Source organism: Bacteroidota bacterium (genome assembly GCA_016183775.1).
Classification (GTDB): domain Bacteria; phylum Bacteroidota; class Bacteroidia; order JABDFU01; family JABDFU01; genus JABDFU01.
In genome coordinates, this window is record JACPDY010000046.1 from 1 (window position 1) to 18,753 (window position 18,753).

At 40.5% G+C, this 18,753-nt stretch carries 12 protein-coding genes (1 of these 12 only partly in view); 10 read left to right on the forward strand and 2 right to left on the reverse strand.

Annotated features, from left to right (window positions below):
* Nucleotides 1-294: 294 nt before the first annotated feature.
* Nucleotides 295-3,453, reverse strand: a complete 3,159-nt coding sequence (locus HYU69_05950) for a fatty acid desaturase (protein MBI2269887.1) — start codon at nt 3,451-3,453, stop codon at nt 295-297.
* Between the two features lie 144 nt (nt 3,454-3,597).
* Nucleotides 3,598-4,725 carry a cytochrome-c peroxidase gene (locus tag HYU69_05955; protein ID MBI2269888.1) on the reverse strand — a complete coding sequence of 376 codons (1,128 nt, stop codon included), beginning with the start codon at nt 4,723-4,725 and terminating at the stop codon, nt 3,598-3,600.
* Between the two features lie 230 nt (nt 4,726-4,955).
* On the opposite strand from HYU69_05955, the gene HYU69_05960 reads away from it, so the two are divergent.
* The 10 genes from HYU69_05960 to HYU69_06005 all read left to right on the forward strand — a co-directional run.
* A complete protein-coding gene (locus HYU69_05960; GenBank protein MBI2269889.1) occupies nt 4,956-6,083 on the forward strand; it encodes an imelysin family protein in 1,128 nt (375 codons plus the stop codon).
* Between the two features lie 119 nt (nt 6,084-6,202).
* Nucleotides 6,203-7,348, forward strand: coding sequence for a DUF4856 domain-containing protein (locus HYU69_05965; protein ID MBI2269890.1), 1,146 nt, complete (start codon nt 6,203-6,205; stop codon nt 7,346-7,348).
* A gap of 73 nt (nt 7,349-7,421) precedes the next feature.
* Nucleotides 7,422-8,549 carry an imelysin family protein gene (locus tag HYU69_05970; protein ID MBI2269891.1) on the forward strand — a complete coding sequence of 376 codons (1,128 nt, stop codon included), beginning with the start codon at nt 7,422-7,424 and terminating at the stop codon, nt 8,547-8,549.
* A gap of 11 nt (nt 8,550-8,560) precedes the next feature.
* Entirely contained in the window at nt 8,561-9,928 is a 1,368-nt protein-coding gene (locus HYU69_05975; GenBank protein MBI2269892.1) for an HTTM domain-containing protein, read from the forward strand.
* Nucleotides 9,929-9,937: 9 nt separating this feature from the next.
* The gene (locus tag HYU69_05980) at nt 9,938-12,376 is read left to right on the forward strand and encodes a TonB-dependent receptor (GenBank protein MBI2269893.1); all 2,439 of its coding nucleotides are present in this window, start codon (nt 9,938-9,940) and stop codon (nt 12,374-12,376) included.
* A gap of 112 nt (nt 12,377-12,488) precedes the next feature.
* Nucleotides 12,489-14,900: a carboxypeptidase regulatory-like domain-containing protein gene (locus tag HYU69_05985; protein ID MBI2269894.1), complete on the forward strand. Its 2,412-nt coding sequence runs from the start codon at nt 12,489-12,491 to the stop codon at nt 14,898-14,900.
* Nucleotides 14,901-14,996: 96 nt separating this feature from the next.
* The gene (locus HYU69_05990; GenBank protein MBI2269895.1) at nt 14,997-15,722 is read left to right on the forward strand and encodes a hypothetical protein; all 726 of its coding nucleotides are present in this window, start codon (nt 14,997-14,999) and stop codon (nt 15,720-15,722) included.
* Between the two features lie 23 nt (nt 15,723-15,745).
* Entirely contained in the window at nt 15,746-16,336 is a 591-nt protein-coding gene (locus HYU69_05995; GenBank protein MBI2269896.1) for a T9SS type A sorting domain-containing protein, read from the forward strand.
* Nucleotides 16,333-17,328, forward strand: a complete 996-nt coding sequence (locus HYU69_06000) for a hypothetical protein (GenBank protein MBI2269897.1) — start codon at nt 16,333-16,335, stop codon at nt 17,326-17,328. Before HYU69_05995 ends, HYU69_06000 begins: the two co-directional genes overlap by 4 nt.
* A 274-nt stretch (nt 17,329-17,602) precedes the next feature.
* Nucleotides 17,603-18,753, forward strand: partial view of a hypothetical protein gene (locus HYU69_06005; protein ID MBI2269898.1) — the 5' portion only. Its footprint extends 100 nt past the window's final position; only the first 1,151 of its 1,251 coding nucleotides appear in the window; the start codon lies at nt 17,603-17,605; its stop codon lies beyond the right edge, outside the window.

Genomic DNA, 18,753 nt, shown 5'->3' on the forward strand with positions numbered 1-18,753 from the left:
ACGCTGCATTAAAACACTATTGCCTGAAAAGCAAAAATATAACCAGTATCAACAAAAAAGCTCCGGTTATTAACAATCGGAGCGTTTTGAAACAGAAAATTTTATTGCGATTTATTGACCGAAGAGATTACAGGAAATCCCGATATAATAATAGAAACAACTGATTTCATTAATGGAATGTATTTTATTGAAATACACAGTGGAAGCAAAGTGTTGAACGATAAGTTTATTGTCAACAAATAAATGCAGCAAATAGATACCGGTACCATCCGCTATATGAAATGGTCTGCGGTATTACTTCATCCTTATCCTGATATCTTCCTGAGATGGTTTATTTATTTCCGATACCCAGCCCAATAATTTAAAAAACTTAATGATCCAGAAGCCGGGATCGAATTGCCACCATTTGAATCCGAGGTTCGCAGATGTAGGGAAGGCATGATGGTTGTTGTGATAGCTTTCGCCCAATGTAGGAATAGCCAGTAGGACATTGTTGCGGCTGTTATTGGTTTGATCTTTGAACGGCCGGCTTCCTATAACGTGGCATACAGAATTAATTATCCATGAAAAATTAGCAACAATAAACAGCCGGAATAATCCGCCCCACAGCACGCCTAATAATACACCCATCCATGTTTTCGTGATAAGGCCGTTTATCAATCCGGGAAGAATAATTCCACCTGCGAGCCAGATGAGGTAGGTGGAATCAAAAAATACAACTATACGGTTTTCCGCTAAACGTTTAACATTATTTATCCAGCCCGAATTTTTTGTTGATTCCCTCGTTGAATATATCCAGAGGAAATGGGCATGTAAAAATTTCATGAGCGCATTTTTGTTTTTCGCGCTTTCGAAAACAGGTGAGTGAGGATCGTTCTCGTGATCGGCATATTTGTGATGTGATTTATGTATAGAAGCCCAATATAGTATTGGTCCGGCTCCGGATATGGCCGCGAAAAGCGCGAGGATGGCCTGTAATAGTTTGTTCGCTTTAAAGGTTTGATGTGTGAAATACCTGTGTATGCCAATTTCGATCCCGATAGTGGAGATCAGGTAACCTGCCAGCAAAAGCATTAATTCCCTGTATCCGCCATAACCATGATAGAGAAGGTAAATTGTGAGCCCTGTTCCTAAAGCAAGAAGGGATGTATATAGAATAAAGCCGCCGCGCATGATGGGTAATGATCTTTCCAGCCAGGCTGTACGGGATGCCGTTAACACTCCGTTTACAGGGAATAATAAATACTTATCAATATAATGATCCAATATGTTTTTCAGCAGCCAAACGCCGAAGACAACTGCTATAATATAATAAGGAATATAAAGTACTATGCCCAATGCCAACGCAGCAGCGATCATGCCCATATACACACCATGAAGTTTGAACGTACTTATGAATTGATAAAAAGGAACAGTTTTCGACGGCATATTTAACTGAATGTTTTTTATTGCTTCTTCCCTCGAATGTTCCTCTTTGAGATTGTATTTAAAAGGCATCCATGGCGCATTCAATAATAATCTGAATAAAGAAGGCCGGAAAAAGAAAAGGTAAAGCCACGGAACTGCTATGCGCATTTTTGCCGCAAGTTTAGTGGCATAAAATTCATGGTCAACCAGGGTTGGACGTTTCGCGGAGCCGGGAAACCTCCGGGCATGAATTTCTTTATTGTAAAAAGTTTCAATGATCTGTTGTTCTTTACTCGGAAGCGAAATTCGTCCGCTGTAAACCGATGCCAGCCACCTGGCCTGAAGCTCACCCATTCCCGGGATGGAACCTAAAATAGGCCGCGCTGTACCAACAAAAGCAAGTGTAGGATCATTATGGTCGAAGACCATATCGTATGTTTTCCAGATGTCAAAACCCTTTTCGAGGAACGAATAGTTTGGTATATAGCCTGAACAGTCAATAATAAGGTCGACGCATATTTTTTTTCCTTCCTCCGAATAAATTGAATCTCCTTCTATTTTTTTAATTCTGCCGAAAGGGGTTATTTTTCCATCATGTACGTCAATAATTCCATTCATCGACTTTGTTACAAAGTCGGTCATCCACGTATGTTTAGGCGCCCACTCTTTAACACCGCTTCCGCCAATTCCCCAAACAAACCCGATTATTTTACCCACATAAGCTCTTCCAAGATCTTCAAACATTAAGAAGTTTGACATGATGGCCCTTATCCCCGGTACCATAAATTCGTCAGCGGCCGAGTTCCCGCCGATCAGTTTTCCCGCGAACCATTGCGAATCGCTGCCGCCCCAATACACTTTTTTGCCGATAACCTCAGCACACTCGTGCGCGATGTCCGCACCGCTTTCACCAAGCCCGACAACCGCTACAGATCCGTAATTGGCAAGTATGCCTGAATTTTTATATTCCGAACTGTGAATTACTTTTCCGGTGAAATGTTCATACTTGCTTGCAAAACCAATAGGTTTCGCTTTTTGATTTGCGCCCGCGGCTCCAACGATCGCGTCGAATTCTTCACTGAACTCTAAACCATCTTTACGGCCTGTCACAACCCATTTATCTCCTTTTTTAAAAGCTTTTTCAATAACAGTATTGTAATGAATGTTTTCCGACAATTTATATTTGTCAATATACGTCCCGATAAAATCCAATATATACCGGCGATGAGGAAAGTAAACGGATTCCTTAGGTATAGGATGATCAGAAGCGTGCAGGTAATTTTTAGAGGAAGACGCATAGGCCCGTTCAGCAACTCCTACCTTCCTGTTGCTGTCAAATTTCCATATTCCGCCGGGGGCCGGAGTCTGTTCAAATAATTTCACTTCTATCCCCGACTCTTTTAACCACTTGCCCGCATATATTCCGTTCCACCCGGCTCCTATAACTGCCACCTTTTTAATGTTCAGTGTAATGGGCTTTCTGTACTGAAAGAGCAATATAAATAATTGCATAGGAGCAATTAGCAGAAATGTGAACAACAAAATATTTGATGGCGTGTCGGCAACAAAAATATTGATGACAGTAAGGCCAATTGATAAATAGCCCCACCAGAGAATGCCGAAAGCAAGCAGTTTGGTAATTATTCCGTCCTGAAGGATATTGAAAGGCAAGCTGAATATCTGCAACAGTTTATGTTTGAGCAGGAAATAATCGTAAATAAAAAATGATCCGGTAAAGAAAATGATTCGCAGCAACGGATGATCAAAAAGATGAATGGCAATACTCCAAATAGTTCCGTGAAGTATGGAAATACCCAGCGGCACATAGGGTTTTTCATTAAAGCTCCGGAAAATAAATTTGACATTATTTTTAAAGAAGGTGCTCTGCCCGTTAAACCAGGGCATCCATAAACCCCACAATGCCGGTATCAGAAAATCTTTCCCGGACAGGTCGATAAAATGCAAATAGAATGCCGCCGCAAATAAAACGATGGGTACAAAATACAGCAGTGTCCACCTGGCTTTATGTTTTTCCCAAATGAGCATATTTATTTTTTTACATTCATTATAAAAAGCACCAGGCCTGTGGTATAAATATACCTTAAATTTCGCATGTAATTATTGAAAGGAGGCGGGACGACCTATCGGAGCTACAAGTTTTGTTTTGGAAAAAAAATTCGGATTTACACGCTATGGTTTATATCCATCTGTAAGCGTTTTCATAAAAGCCACAATGTCTTTTATTTCCTGTTCGGTTAATTTAAGATCGCCCAGCTCATCCTTGTTAACATTTTCCGAAACTTCCGGTGGTCCAAATTTTCCGGAATCCCGTTCATTATAAAACCTGACAGTTTCTTCGAGCGTTTTTATAACTCCGTTGTGAAAGTAAGGTGCGGTGATCGCAATATTTCGCAAAGTGGGTACTTTAAATTTTCCGTTTTCGGATTTTTGTTTTAAAATGGCACCTAAGCCCAAGTCGCACATGCCGCTGTCTTTGCACAATTTTATTACTTCAGGGTTTGCAGGCAGACCAATGTTGTCGTAAGTAAAATCGGTAAATAAGATCGCGTAGGTGTACCTGGCAGGCTTTGAGGAATGACATGCGGCGCAGTTTCCTTTGGTTGAATCTTCAAACAGTTTTAATCCCCGTGTTTCCTGTTCAGTGAGCACTGCTTTTCCCTTTAAATAATAGTCAAACTTCGAGGTGAAAGGACTTACTTCTTTGGTTTCCTCGTATTCTTCTATGGCATCCGCAGTATATTCAAATGCCTTATTCACGTCATCAAGTGAATTGTTCCCGTAGATCGAAAGAAACAGATCTTTGTAATCGGATCTTTTAATATGCTCAATAACGGCTTGTTTTGTATTGTTCATTTCCAGGTGATTCAGCAGTGGCTGCATAGCCTGTTCGGAAAGTGTAGCTGCTCTTCCGTCCCAAAATAATCCGCCGATATAAGCCTGTTCCGTTGAGTCATAGTGAAAGCGGGGCGTGAAAGCCGCGTAAGCAACTGTGGGAGCATTCCGGTTTCCAAACAATGTTTTGATGGCACCTGCAGATACCGGCAGGGTTCCGGGGTCGACAAACGCTTTACCTGATGAATGACAGCTTGCGCAGGATTGTCCGGGTGGATTGGAAAGGTTTATATCAAAAAATAATTTTTTGCCAAGCGCCTGAACCGGGTTCAGGATAGTATCGCAAGCCGGTGAAACGGAAACATTTGCTGGATCTGCGGTATCGTTATTGTTATTGCACGAAAATTGACCCAAAACACTCAGGCTTGCTAAAAACAAAATGCAGCAATTAACAATGCTATTCATTTTAATTAATATCTGGAGTATAACGAATATACGATATTGAGAAATGAATTTTTAGATAAACAGTAATTATTTTTCGAGTAGTGTTTGTAGACATTGTATTTGGCTGATTTCAGCGGTTTTGCGCAATTCGCGGATCAAATTCATACTATTGCGTTTGTAAGTTAAATATGCTAAATTTATTGTTCTCCGGTTAGGGTTTGCTTAAAAAGTGCTTTTTGACCGTGTCTGAAATGAAAAAGCAAAATAACATACTTTTCCTGTTTTTAGTATTGATTGTTGCATCGATCATCTCCTGCAAAAAGGAAGACAAGGATGACCAATTGAAAGATCAATTTGATCGAAAGGCAATGTTGGAAAATATAGGCAACAACATCATTATCCCAAATTATTTATCGCTGAAAACAAAAATTACCGCATTGGAAACTGCAGTTACGGCATTTAGCGGCAGCAGCGATAGCGCAAGCCTTGTTAATGTTCAAAATTCATTTATAGAAGCGTACCATGCCTGGCAATTATGTTCTGTTTTTGAATTTGGCCCGGCTGAACAGGAAATGCTGCGTGCCAACCTGAATACGTTTCCCACAGACACCGTGAAGATTAACTCAAATATTACGTCAGGCACATATGACCTTACAACCATTGCCAGCAGGGATTCAAAAGGCTTTCCTGCTTTGGATTATCTTTTTTTCGGAACCGCCACAAGTTTTAATGCTATTCTTCTCAGCTACACAACAGACCCGAAGGCAACAAATAGAAAAAATTACATCATAGCCTTAATGAATGAAATTAAAAGTAAAGTAAATGCTGTGTATACTGCCTGGACTGCGGGAGGCAATTACATCAATACTTTTACAGCCAATACCGGCTCTGGTGTTGGAAGCTCAATTGGAGTATTAGTCAACCAGATCGTTTTTGACTGGGATGTGCTGAGGAACGGACAGATCGGAATTCCTTTGGGTAAAAAAACGCTTGGAACTCCTCTGCCGGAAAAAGTTGAAGCGTATTACAGCAAAATATCCGTTGATCTGGCCTTAAAACATTATAAAGCCATTGAAGATCTTTTCTCAGGCAAAGACGGATTGGGAAACGATGGGAAGGGATTCGACGATTATCTTACCTACTTTGATGCTCACCCGTTGTATACAAGCGGATCGCTTTCGGACGCTATTAAAGCACAGTTTACTTTAGTTGGAAATAAATTACAACTTATTCCTGATCCATTGTCAGGCACCATTCTTACAAATTCTGCTGTTGTAGATAATGCCTATATTGAAATTCAAAAAGCATACGTTTTACTTAAAACCGATATGCCTTCGGCTATGGGATTAACCATAGACCAGGATCCTGATGGGGATTGAAATTTGCAGCCCGCTTTTCAAAATACCCTTATTAGGGTATTGTTGCATTCTATTTATCGGTCTATTTTTGCCTTGTTATTTAAAATCATTCTAAATTAAACACATATAAAAATAAAAAAATGAAAACAAATTTTAAAAAAGCAGCTCTATTATTATCATTAACCGGCATATTTTTGTTTTCCTGTAAAAAGGAGAAAACGGCTGATCCAACGCCCACTCCAACAACTACAACTTACACTGTGCCAACTACATACAACTTTGCTTCGGTTGATTTTACAACCTCCACACAGCGTCTTGCAATGCTGGCTGAGATCACAACATATATAAAAACAACACATTCCAATACGGTTGCTCCGATATTGGACGCTCAAAAGTTAAAAGACATGTATGCAAATGTGAATAGTCTATTTACTGATGGCACTCTTAATACCAGCGGGATACAATTGAAAGATAAAACAGGAAATGCGTTTGGTTTACAAGCGGAAATAGAAGCGAACTTTACCGATGCGGTTACTGCCAGCCAAAACGCGGCTGTAAGTCCTACCACAACAACGGCCTCAAATGGTGTGTCCGGTAAAATGATATCGGGAACAAGATATATTTTGGTGGATACAGCAGGAGTTGAGTATAAGGAATTTGTTGAAAAGGGAATTATGGCGGGGGTTTTCTATTACCAGGCCACCACCATTTTAAATAACATTAGCACCTTTGATAATACTACTGTAACGGCCGGGAGAACAGCACAGGAAAAGGCTTGGGATGAAGCGTTTGGTTATTTTGGTGTTCCGGTTGATTTTCCAACAAATGTAACAGGACTGAAAAATTGGGGAAGTTATTGCAATTCGGTTAGCATTTCTTTAGTAGGTACTACTACGGTTAATGCCACTATAATGAATGCATGGTTAAAAGGCCGTGCGGCAATAAGTAATAAAGACGATGCCGGACGGAATGCCGCCCGCGATATTGTTGTAAAGACATGGGAAAAAGTTGTGGCTGCACGTTTTATTACGTATGTGAAAAGCGCAAAATCAAAGATCGGTATTGAACCTGCAACAGTTAACCATAATTTGTCTGAGGCAGTGGGCTTTATCCGTGCGTTCAAATATAATTCAACAAAAACCGTTTCAGATTCCGATATTGATCTGCTGCAAAGCTATTTTGAAACCGGAGGATCTGTTAATCTTCATACATTTACTACAACAAACCTAGACAACGCTATAAATAAAATGGCATTTCTTTTTAGTTTAGATGCAAGTTTGCTTTAATACTGTACAAAAATAAATCAGTGTTAAAATACGGTCGGTCTTTGAATCGACCGTATTTTATTAACTTACTTTGATGATAAAACGAAAATTCACATATATTCTTTGCCTGGCATCTATTGCATTGGTATTTGTGCAATGCAAAAAGAAAAAGGACGACCCTACTCCTGAAACACCTTTTGACAAAGCGGGAATGCTTGCAAATATTGGCGAAAATGTGATCATCCCTGCTTACGCCGATTTAAAAGTATCTGTCGATAGCCTTCAATATTTTTCCAATTTGTTTGTAGCAGCCCCTTCATTGACCGATCTGTCGAATCTGCAGATATGGTTTCTGAAGGCCTATTCCTCTTTTCAATGGGTCTCCGCATTTGAATTCGGACCGGCAGAAAGCGAATTGATACGTGCCAATTTCAACATTTTTCCCTGCGACACATTGCAGATAAACAGTAAAATTGCGGCAGGAGATTATAATCTTTCCACCGCTGCCGATCTTGATGCGAAGGGATTTCCGGCCATTGATTTTTTGTTGTATGGAAGCACTCAAAACAATAATGCGGTGTTAGCTAAATTTACTACTGATGCCAATGCGGCGAACACAAAAACGTATCTGACCGCTTTGGTTAATGAACTAAAATCGAAAACCGATATTGTAAATACAGCATGGAGCTTATCCGGAGGGAATTATATTTCCACCTTTAAAAGCAGCACAGGAAGCAGTGTAGGCAGTCCCATCGGCATGCTGGTGAATCAGCTTAATTATGACCTTGAACTATTAAAAAATCCCGAGATCGGCATCCCCCTTGGCAAGAAATCATTGGGAACACCTTTGCCCGATAAAGTGCAGGCATTTTACAGTACTAAGTCGTTAACCCTGGCAATGGAACATTTAAAAAGCATTGAGAATATTTATTTGGGTCGTAGCATTTCGAATGTTGATGGACTTGGATTAGATGATTATATCATTCATTTGAAAGCGCAGCATCCTTCCGGCCCATTGAATGATGTGATAAAAAATAAATTTACTGCTGCGAAAGCAAAACTTGCCGCCGTCCCCGAAACCTTATCACAATCAATTATATCTAATCCCACAGTTGTTGATCAGGCCTATCTCGAACTTCAGCAATTGGTGGTGCTTTTAAAAACAGACATGACCTCCGCAATGGGTGTTTTAATCACTTACCAGGACAATGATGGCGATTGAAATTGGTGTTGATGGGAAAGATAAAAAGATACTTAACTGACCAGGTTCACATTGCTCCGCTGGCAATGTTCAGGGTCATTTTCGGGATGATGATGTTGGGCGGTGTTATCCGCTTCATAGCACGGGGCTGGGTTTACGAGTTATATGTAATGCCCAAATATTATTTTTCCTACTATGGTTTTGAATGGGTAAAACCCCTTGGTGAAGCCGGGATGTATACCGTTTTTATTGTCATGGGTTTGGCTGCTTTATTCATCATGCTCGGACTTTTTTATCGTTTGGCTGCCATTGCATTTTTTATTTTGTTTACTTATGTTGAACTTATTGATAAGGTAAATTACCTTAATCATTATTACTTTATCAGCCTTGTGAGTTTTTTGCTCATACTTGTCCCCGCTGACCGGTTCTTTTCGCTTGATGTGGTGAGAAACCCATCCCTCAGGGTAACGCATATTCCCCGCTGGATGATCGGCTTATTCAGGGTTCAACTGGGAGTGGTTTATTTTTATGCCGGCCTTGCAAAACTTAATTATGATTGGCTTTTCAGGGCAATGCCGCTAAAAACATGGTTGGCCGCTAATTCTGATTTTCCGATCATTGGTGCCTATTTTGATTATGAATGGGTAGCTTATCTTTTTAGCTGGTTTGGCGCTTTCTATGATCTCACAATTCCCTTTTTTTTACTAATGAACAGGACAAGAAAAGTGGCCTACCTTTTTGTTGTGATCTTTCATGTAATGACCGCAGCATTGTTTCCTATCGGCATGTTCCCTTACATAATGATTCTTGCTACTCTCGTGTTTTTCCCTGAGTCATTTCACATTTCACTTATTGATAAGATCCGAAACCTGGGCAGGAATAAGACGATTTTTCAGGATCAGGTTCAGAATTTTTTTTCAAGCCATTGGTTTAATAAAATTATCATTCCGTTTTTAATCTTGTTTTTCGTTGTTCAGCTGGCTTCGCCTTTCAGGTATTTGCTTTACCCCGGTAAGTTATTCTGGACTGAGCAGGGCTATCGTTTTTCATGGAGGGTAATGCTGATGGAAAAGGCCGGCACAGCATTTTTTTATGTGCGGGATCCGGAAACAGGCAGGCAGTGCGAAGTTATGAGTTCAGATTATCTTACCAGGCAGCAGGAAAAAATGATGTCAACCCAGCCGGATATGATACTCCAGTTCGCACACTTTATAGAAAGCGAGTATAAAAAAAAAGGAATTAAAGATCCTGAGGTAAGGGTGGAAAGTTACGTAACGCTTAATGGAAGTGGTAGTCGCTTATATATTGACAAAACAGTTGACCTGACAAAGGAAAAGGAAAACTTTCTTCCTAAAAAATGGATACTTCCTTTCGCGGAAAATCAGTTATCAAAAAAATAAAACGGAATTATGTTCGGAACAAGGTACATGTCCGGTATTATAACACTTCTCGTCTTCTTTTTTGTCCCGTTTGCTTTTTCTCAGACAGGGAGTGTTGAGGGAATTGTCAGATCCAAGGGTAAGCCTTTGGCTGCTGCCAGTCTGATCGTTGAAGGTACCTTACTTCAGACGATTGCTGATGAGAACGGGAAATTTAAAATCTCAGATATTCCCATCGGAACCTATCAATTGGCCGTGACATGTGTAGGGTGCAAAATAATGCGAAAGGAAATTCGTATTGTTGCGAATGAAACCTTCAAAATTGATTTTGCCCTTGAAAATTCGTTTACAATGTTGAGTGATGTGGTCATTTCTTCCGATAATGACAAATCTATTGGGGTAAAACATCTTAAGTCGGTTGATGATGGAGGAATATATGCGGGTAAAAAAAATGAAGTAATAGATCTGAATGATGTCGTGGGTAATAAAGCCGCGAATGCCAGTCGCCAGATCTTTTCAAAAATATCCGGATTAAATATTTGGGAAAGTGATGGAGCAGGCATACAGCTTGGCATTGGAGGCCGGGGCCTGAATCCGAACAGGGTGGCAAATTTTAATACGCGCCAGAATGGTTATGACATGAGCGCTGATGCCTTGGGTTACCCCGAAAGCTATTATACTCCTTCCGCAGAAGGGATCGACAGGATAGAAATTGTACGGGGAGCGGCATCATTGCAATATGGAACACAATTCGGAGGAGTGGTTAATTTTAAATTGAAAAAGGGTAATCCGCAAAAGCCAATTGAAGTGGAATCACGTCAGACTTTCGGCTCTTTTGGTTTTTTCAATACGTTTAACAGTATTGGCGGCACAAAAAACAAGATCAGCTATTATATGTTTTACCAGCACAAGCAGGGTAAGGGTTGGCGTGAAAATTCGTTATTCAATGTGGATAATGCATATGGCAGGGTCGACTATCGCTTGTCGGAAAAATTTAATATTTCCGCCGAATACACTTTCATGAATTACATAGCCCAGCAGCCCGGTGGATTGACCGATACTCAGTTTAAGGATGATCCCAGGAAATCCATCCGCAGCAGAAACTGGTTCAAGGTGAACTGGAACCTTGGAGCAGTAGTTGCGAATTACAATTTGTCAGACAGGTTCAAATTCAATAATCGTTTGTTTGGTTTGTTTGCAGGTCGCTCCGCTTTGGGTATGCTGGACCCGCCGAATAAGATCGATTTTTTAGGTGATCGCCAGTTATTGGATGACATGTACAAGAACTGGGGAGATGAATTGCGTATGATGTACCACTACGCTACAAGAAACAACCCTTCCGTTTTACTTGTAGGCGCGCGTTATTACAAAGGACTCACTGAGCGTACGCAGGGAATAGCCAACGACAGGTCTACAGGATACCGATCAGATTTCACTTTTATAAATATTGATAAAAGTGAATATTCCGAATACAGTTTTCCGGGCCAGAACATCGCTGTTTTCGCTGAAAACATTTTTCAGCTCAGTGCTAAATGGAACGTGACCCCAGGGGTTCGTTATGAAAATATTGCAATGGAAGCAAACGGATATTATAACCTGATCAACAGGGACCTGGCCGGAAATATTATTTACAAAGAAAAAATAAATGAGAATCAGCTCAACAGTCGTTCGTTTCTTTTGGCAGGACTGGGTACAAGTTACAAGCCAAATGATAAACTGGAATGCTATACCAATATTTCGCAGAATTACAGGAGTATAACATACAGTGAAATGCGTATTGCCAATCCGAATGTTAAAGTCGATCAACAGTTGAAAGATGAGAGCGGTTATACAGCGGATGCCGGGATACGAGGCTCTGTTTCTGAACTATTCAATTATGATCTGTCGGCTTTTATAATTCATTATAACGATCGGATCGGATCAGTATTGAAGAACGATCCCGTTACATTCAATACCTATCGTTTCAGAACCAATATTGCCGATTCAAGAAACATAGGTGTTGAATCGTTTGCAGAGCTTGATATACTTAAACTGATAAAGAGGAGTGCCTCAGCCAAGCTTTCTGTATTCTCAAATTTTTCAATGATCGATGCAAAATATATTAATAGCAAGGAGACAGCTATCGATAATAAAAAGGTAGAAATGGTTCCTAATTATATACTCCGGTCGGGCATTACATTTAAAAAGAAAAAATTTGCTTCAACCCTGCAGTTCTCCTACGTGAGCGAGCAATTTACCGATGCGACAAATTCGGTATATACGAATAACGCTATATATGGTTTTGTTCCCGCTTATTACGTAATGGATATTGCAGTTGATTACTCCTACAAAATATTTGCTATTGCCGCGGGTATAAGTAACATTACAAATAGTATTTATTTTACCCGGCGTGCCGATGGGTATCCCGGGCCTGGTATCATTCCCTCTGACGGGATAAATTATTTCATTACCCTGCAGGTAAAATTTTGAGATTTTCCGGCAGTTTACTTTCCTGCCAATTTTGTATAACTTTGGTTCATAGTAGAAATATTTCTATAAAGGATATCGCCCGTTTGTTTTTGGTAAAATAAAATCAGCAGAATTGACCCCGCAGCTTAAAATAGTCAATCAATATTTTCTTATTTGCCTCATTGTGTTCTATACAGGTGTTGTCATTGCGCAATCAGGAAAATTAAAAGGAACAGTGAGAGACAGTATAGGAAGCCCCGTTGAGCAGGCCAGCGTTTTATTGCAGGATACAAAATATGTTACCTCAACAGATGCCGGCGGTAACTTCCGGTTTGATGATGTTCGGCCAGGTAGTTACTCCGTTATTGTAACTCTTGTTGGATTCAAGCCGGTGTTAAGTAATGTTACAATCATCGAAAACCAAACGCAGGAGTTAAACCTCCGCTTGAGCCAGAAGGTTGGTCAGCTGAAAGAAGTTGTGGTTTTCGGAACTGTAAGCACCAACGGTATGGGCCACCTGAATGAAGTTCACGATGGTGTAAGTTATTCCGGCAAAAAAACAGAGGTCATTGTTCTTGATAAACTCGACGCCAACACGGCTCAGAATAATCCCCGCGAAGTGCTGGGGCGTATTCCCGGAGCTAATTATTCGGAAACGGAAGGGGGTGGTTTTCCGGCAAATGGTATTGCTTTCAGGGGGTTGAGGCCAACCCAATCACAGGAAGTTCAAACCCGCCAGAACGGATATAACATTGCGGCAGATCTGTATGGTTACCCGGAGTCCTATTATTTGCCACCCTTGGAAACAGTAGAGCGTGTTGAAGTGATCAGAGGTGCATCCTCATTACAATTCGGACCTCAGTTTGGCGGGGTGATCAATTTTATTATTAAAGATGCTCCGAAAGATAAAACGCTTGAATGTACTACACAGCAAACTATAGGTAGTTTTGATTTCACCAATTCATTCAATGCGATCGGCGGGACATATAAAAAAATAAGTTATTACACTTTTGTTCAATTAAAGTCGGCTGAGGGCTGGAGAGAGAACTCGGACTTCAGGCAAATAACAGGATTTGCCAAAGTCGAATATCGTCCCACCGAAAAGTTTAAGATGGGCTTAGAGTATACACTATTAAGGAATAAGATACATATGGCCGGTGGGTTATCGGATGCACAATTTGAACAGGATCCCCAACAATCATACAGGCATCGGAACTGGATAAACAGTCCATGGAATATTCTGACCCTTACCGCAGAATATAAAGTTTCCGAACGGACGCTGTTCACATTTAAGTCTGCCTTAGGTATCAGCTCCCGTGAACTGGTGTGGAAAAGGGAGGGCGGCCCGCAGTTCCCGGATACGATAAGTCCTGTATATAATGACTACACGCCGCGTGAGGTGCAGAAAAGAGTTTTTTCAAATTCAACAAATGAATTACGTGTACTTACTCATTACAGTATTAAAGGGGTTGGTCAAACGGTTGCCGCGGGAGTGCGGTTTTTCTATGGGGAAATGATGAGATATGGAGGTGGGCCGGGTTCAAAGGGGATTGACTTTGATGTGAATCTTTACAACGGGACCTGGAGAGAGATACTTGATTTTACTACGATAAATTGTGCGCCGTTTATTGAGCATACTTTTCATATTGGGAAGCGTTTATCTGTTACGCCCGGGTTTCGGTTCGAATACATCAAAACAACCTCGAAGGGTTATGTTACCGATGGTGGCACAGGGACAATTGTAAATTCGGATCTTGTTCAGTACTGGAAACTTCCGCTCGCCGGCATTGGGGTTCAACTGAAAACAAGCGGTACTACCGATATTTATGCGAATATCTCGGAATCCTACGAACCTGTAACGTATTCCAACTTAAAGCCGCTCGGCGTTGCTTCAGAAATTGATCCGGATCTGAAAGATGTTTCCGGCTATAATGCTGACATAGGCTGGAGAGGCAAGGTGAAGGAGTTTCTCGATTTTGACATTGGATTCTTCTATATGGTGTTTAATGATGAGATTGGAATTGAGAAACGCACAGATATATATGGGAATCCGTATTCCTATCGGACAAATATTGCGAACAGTGTGCATCAGGGAATTGAAACATATATTGAACTGAATCCATTCAGATCAAGGATTGGGAATATCAGCTTTTTTAATTCTTATTCTTATATCGATGCAAGGTATGTTGAGGGTCCATACAAAGGAAACTGGGAAGAGATGGCCCCCAGGCATATTGATCGTTTCGGAATAAATTATTCGATCAAATCCTTTTCAACCACTTTTTTAATGAGCTATTTAAGTGATTCATATGCGGATGCAAATAATACTGTACTGAGCGCCAATTCTATTGTTGGTTTGATCCCTGCTTACCAGGTTCTTGATTGGTCCGCGAGGATAAGGATAAAGAATTACAATGTTAGGTTTGGAATAAGCAATCTATTGGATGCTAAATATTTCACTTTAAGAACCGATGAATATCCCGGGCCGGGTATTATTCCGGCAATATCACGTAGTTTCTATCTTGGAATAGGTGCAAAATTTTAGGACGAAGTCCTTATTTTATCAGAAAATGTAGGATTTTCCGCTTTTTTTCACTAACTTAAAGGGTTGTTGTAAGGATCCAATTGGATATTTGATTCGATGGTAAAAAAATACAAATTCCTTTTTTGGCAAATTTTTGATAAATCTTTCTCTTCAGGAATTTATCTTCCTGCATTAATAGGATTTATTTTATTTGCCACAGGCCTGTATTCACAGGGCACGTGCGAGTGTTATATTCCTTTGGACAGCACTTACAGTATCGCTGAATTAACTGAAGGTTACGCCTTGAAAGATCAGGGTGTGGCTCCCGACTACAGGAATGACGATGGTGTTACGAAGCCAATAAAACTTCCTTTTGAATTTTGTTTTTATGGTCGGAATTATGATACGGTTTTTATAAGTAACAATGGTAATTTAACGGTTGTTAAGCCGATCTTTAATTATGTGCCGGGAACAGGCAATCCTCCTGGAAAAGATACAGCTATGCTCGCCCCATTTTATTCAAACGTTGATACAAGGATACCTCCAAACCATTTTGGCCGCAATGCATTGGTGTATTATAAAATCACTCCCACTCATATGATCGTGAAATGGGATGACGTACCATATGAATCATTTGATTGCGATGTATGGGATTCATACCAGTTGATCATTACCGATGGTAACGATCCGATATTGCCGGCTGGAACTAATGTTTCGTTTTGCTATAAGGAAATGGGATGGGCTACTTCTGATGCATCAGGCGGATTTGGCGGATTTGGCGGCACTGCTATAATGGAGTTTCGTGGCTGGATAAGAAATCACTTATTTTTAATACATGTGTAACAGCTAATCGTATACCGCCTGTAATGATAAAAGACGGGCAAACATGCGATACGATTACACTTTGCGTAGGTAGCTCTGTAACTTTAAGCACTTCGTTTTTGTATTCCCAGCAGGGTCAAAGAGGTGTGCTTTCAGCAGCTTCGCCGGGCTTCACAGGGTTTTCTGTTATTGATACAACTACCGCGACAAACAGCATTGGAACAATAAAAGTTAAAATAACTCCCACGGCCGGCGATGCAGGGGTTCATGTGCTGAATATTAAAGCAGCAGATAAAAATTTTCCTGCCCTGACAAACACAAGGCCATTTGTGGTGGTGGTGAATATTTGCACAGATATTGCCGATGCGGTTCGATCCGATAACTTTGGTATTTATCCCAACCCCGGTACTGGAAATTTTACCATTCAAATCGATGATAAACAATTGGCGGCAAGTTGTGAAGCCAGAATTTTTGATGTGCTGGGGAATGTGGTATATGCAGGAAAACCCGGCAGCACAAATACCGCTGTCGATCTGTCTGACAGGGCCAATGGATTTTATTTTTTAAGTTTATATAGCGAAGGAGCGTTGATAGGTAAAGAGAAATTTATTATACAGTCAACTTCAGTAGAATGAGAGAAAACAATACCATATCGCTGTATGCCGGACTTATACTGTTTGCCTTCTTAAGTTTAGTAAGTTGCAGGAAGGAGTCGACCCATACATTGACAAACATTCATGATGATTCCGCATTGCAAACGGTTGTAGGAGCTGATGAAGTGGAGATCAGTAATGTATTTGAACAAGTGCTTAATGAGGTTATTAAAGCGTCTTCCATTACACCTACCACAAATGGAAAAATGGCCGGAAATATTTTATATACTACAATTGTCGGAGGCGGTATCGATACCAATCAGCTTGCATCTGGCATTGTAAAGATCACATACTACGGACAGAACCTGGAGAAAACCAAAGGGCGCCACGGAATTGTTTACGTACAATTTGAAATGGATAGCGGCAAAGTGGTGCCCTGGAAAACCAAAGGAACAACAATAGTGCTTACGTTTGATCAGTATGAAGTGGTTTACCTTTTAAAAGCGAATAAATCAATCTGGCTGAATGGCACATGTACAATTACAAACACAAGTGGTGGTACGTTGGGTAATATTGCAGACTCGACACTCGTTCCGGGAAATATTCTGACCGACAAAGTGAGGGCGCAACTTAATTTTACGCATGATGATCATGTAGCCAAGATCCAGACATGGCCATGGAATTTTAACCGGACAAGGACCTTCAGCCTGAAAGACACCAGTGTTGTTGTTTCCATTAAGGGTGATACTACATTGAACGGAATAAATAATGTAGTGTCATGGGGAACGGCCCGTTCCGAATCTCCATTTTATACTGAAGCAACATCTTCGGTTGAATATATTATTTCAGGATCCGGTTTTTTATTAAAACCTCTGAGCGGAACAAAGATCATACATGGTATACCTTCGCCCATTACAATTACTTATGGAGTTGATAATCTTGGCAATCCTGTAACAACGGGTAATCCAACCGGATTCAGGCTCAACTGGCTTTTGGCCGGGTATCCAAAAAAAGCTGTCCTTGCATATGAATAGCAGGAAAGCGAAACATTCAGCAAAAAAATTCGTTAAAAAAGAGATTTAGAGACTGTTTAAATTTCATATAAAATAAATGTTATGTCGCCCCGATGGGGCTTCGAATCATTGGGCTTTAATTTTCTACCAAGATTTCGCTCCTAACGGAGCTATTAAAATCCCGTAGGGATGGAATCTTGGTAGTAAAAAAATAACAAATAATTTTTAAAGCCCTGTAGGGGCGACATAAGACATTTCAAATAGATAAATTTTACACAGTTTCTTAATTCCGGGAATGAAAAATAGTTACGCTGCATTTTTTACTCTTTGTTTGCTCATACTGGCAGTTTCCTTACATGCCGGTAATAATCATGCTCCGGATTGGACAAGCCGTCCGTTTGAACAAAAGGTTTTTATTGAAAATATCGGCCAGTTTAATTCAGGCAATAGGAGTATTCCCCTTGCTGGATATGGTACGCGTGTTAATGGGTTAGATATTTATATATCTGCTCATGGCATAGTATACAGGCATGATGAGTACGAAGGCAATGAAAAGGAGAATGAGGCCGAGCGGGAAGCGATGGAGCATTATGGTGAATCAGAAGAAAGTAGCGGGCAAAAGGGTCCGACAATAAATTTATTAGAGATGGAGTGGGTAGGAGCCAGTTCGTCAGCTGTTTTCGCCACGGAACAGGAGCAGAAATTTTATTATACCTATTCATCATTACGCGATTATGTAAAAACGGGAATAAAGGCAAAAGCTTACAAAAAGATCACATGCAAAGGTCTGTACCCGAATATTGATGTGGAGTACCTGCTGCCGGAGAAGGGCGGGATAAAGTACAATCTCATTTTACATCCGGGAGCGGACCCCTCTATTGTAAAGATGCGATACAAAAATGCCAGGAGTCTGAAATATGATGAAGCAGGTAATATTACGATAACTTCTGAATTCGGTGAATTTATTGATCATGCGCCTGTTAGTTATTACGCAGGCGGTGAAACTATCCGCTCAGCATATAAATTAAAAGACAATACAATTTCATTTTCCTTAAACTTAAGTGAAAGTCAGCGCCATTCAACTTCCAACCGACAACTAACAACCATTATTGATCCCTGGGTATCAACCCCGACATTTACCACTAATGGAGCTTATGACATAAATTATGATCTGGCGGGGAATGTATATATATATGGTTCTTATAATCCGTTTCAGCTTGCAAAATTTGATAATGCCGGTACCTTAGTATGGACATATAATTGCCCGCTTACTTTTGGCCGCGGGTATTATGCCGATTTTACTGTTGATGAAGTATCGGGTACAAGTTATATAATAGAAGCATTTAACACGGCATCGCCTCCTGTCATTTTAAAAATAAATACACTCGGAACACAGACCGGTAGCTATCCGATGAGCAGCCAGATGAATGAAATGTGGCGCTGTGA

What these genes read in the sequence shown, in the direction of transcription:
- HYU69_05950 (MBI2269887.1), bottom strand. Translation starts at nt 3,453, where the DNA reads ATGCTCATTTGGGAAAAACATAAAGCCAGGTGGACACTGCTGTATTTT.
- HYU69_05955 (MBI2269888.1), bottom strand. Translation starts at nt 4,725, where the DNA reads ATGAATAGCATTGTTAATTGCTGCATTTTGTTTTTAGCAAGCCTGAGT.
- HYU69_05960 (MBI2269889.1), top strand. Translation starts at nt 4,956, where the DNA reads ATGAAAAAGCAAAATAACATACTTTTCCTGTTTTTAGTATTGATTGTT.
- HYU69_05965 (MBI2269890.1), top strand. Translation starts at nt 6,203, where the DNA reads ATGAAAACAAATTTTAAAAAAGCAGCTCTATTATTATCATTAACCGGC.
- HYU69_05970 (MBI2269891.1), top strand. Translation starts at nt 7,422, where the DNA reads ATGATAAAACGAAAATTCACATATATTCTTTGCCTGGCATCTATTGCA.
- HYU69_05975 (MBI2269892.1), top strand. Translation starts at nt 8,561, where the DNA reads ATGGGAAAGATAAAAAGATACTTAACTGACCAGGTTCACATTGCTCCG.
- HYU69_05980 (MBI2269893.1), top strand. Translation starts at nt 9,938, where the DNA reads ATGTTCGGAACAAGGTACATGTCCGGTATTATAACACTTCTCGTCTTC.
- HYU69_05990 (MBI2269895.1), top strand. Translation starts at nt 14,997, where the DNA reads ATGGTAAAAAAATACAAATTCCTTTTTTGGCAAATTTTTGATAAATCT.
- HYU69_05995 (MBI2269896.1), top strand. Translation starts at nt 15,746, where the DNA reads ATGATAAAAGACGGGCAAACATGCGATACGATTACACTTTGCGTAGGT.
- HYU69_06000 (MBI2269897.1), top strand. Translation starts at nt 16,333, where the DNA reads ATGAGAGAAAACAATACCATATCGCTGTATGCCGGACTTATACTGTTT.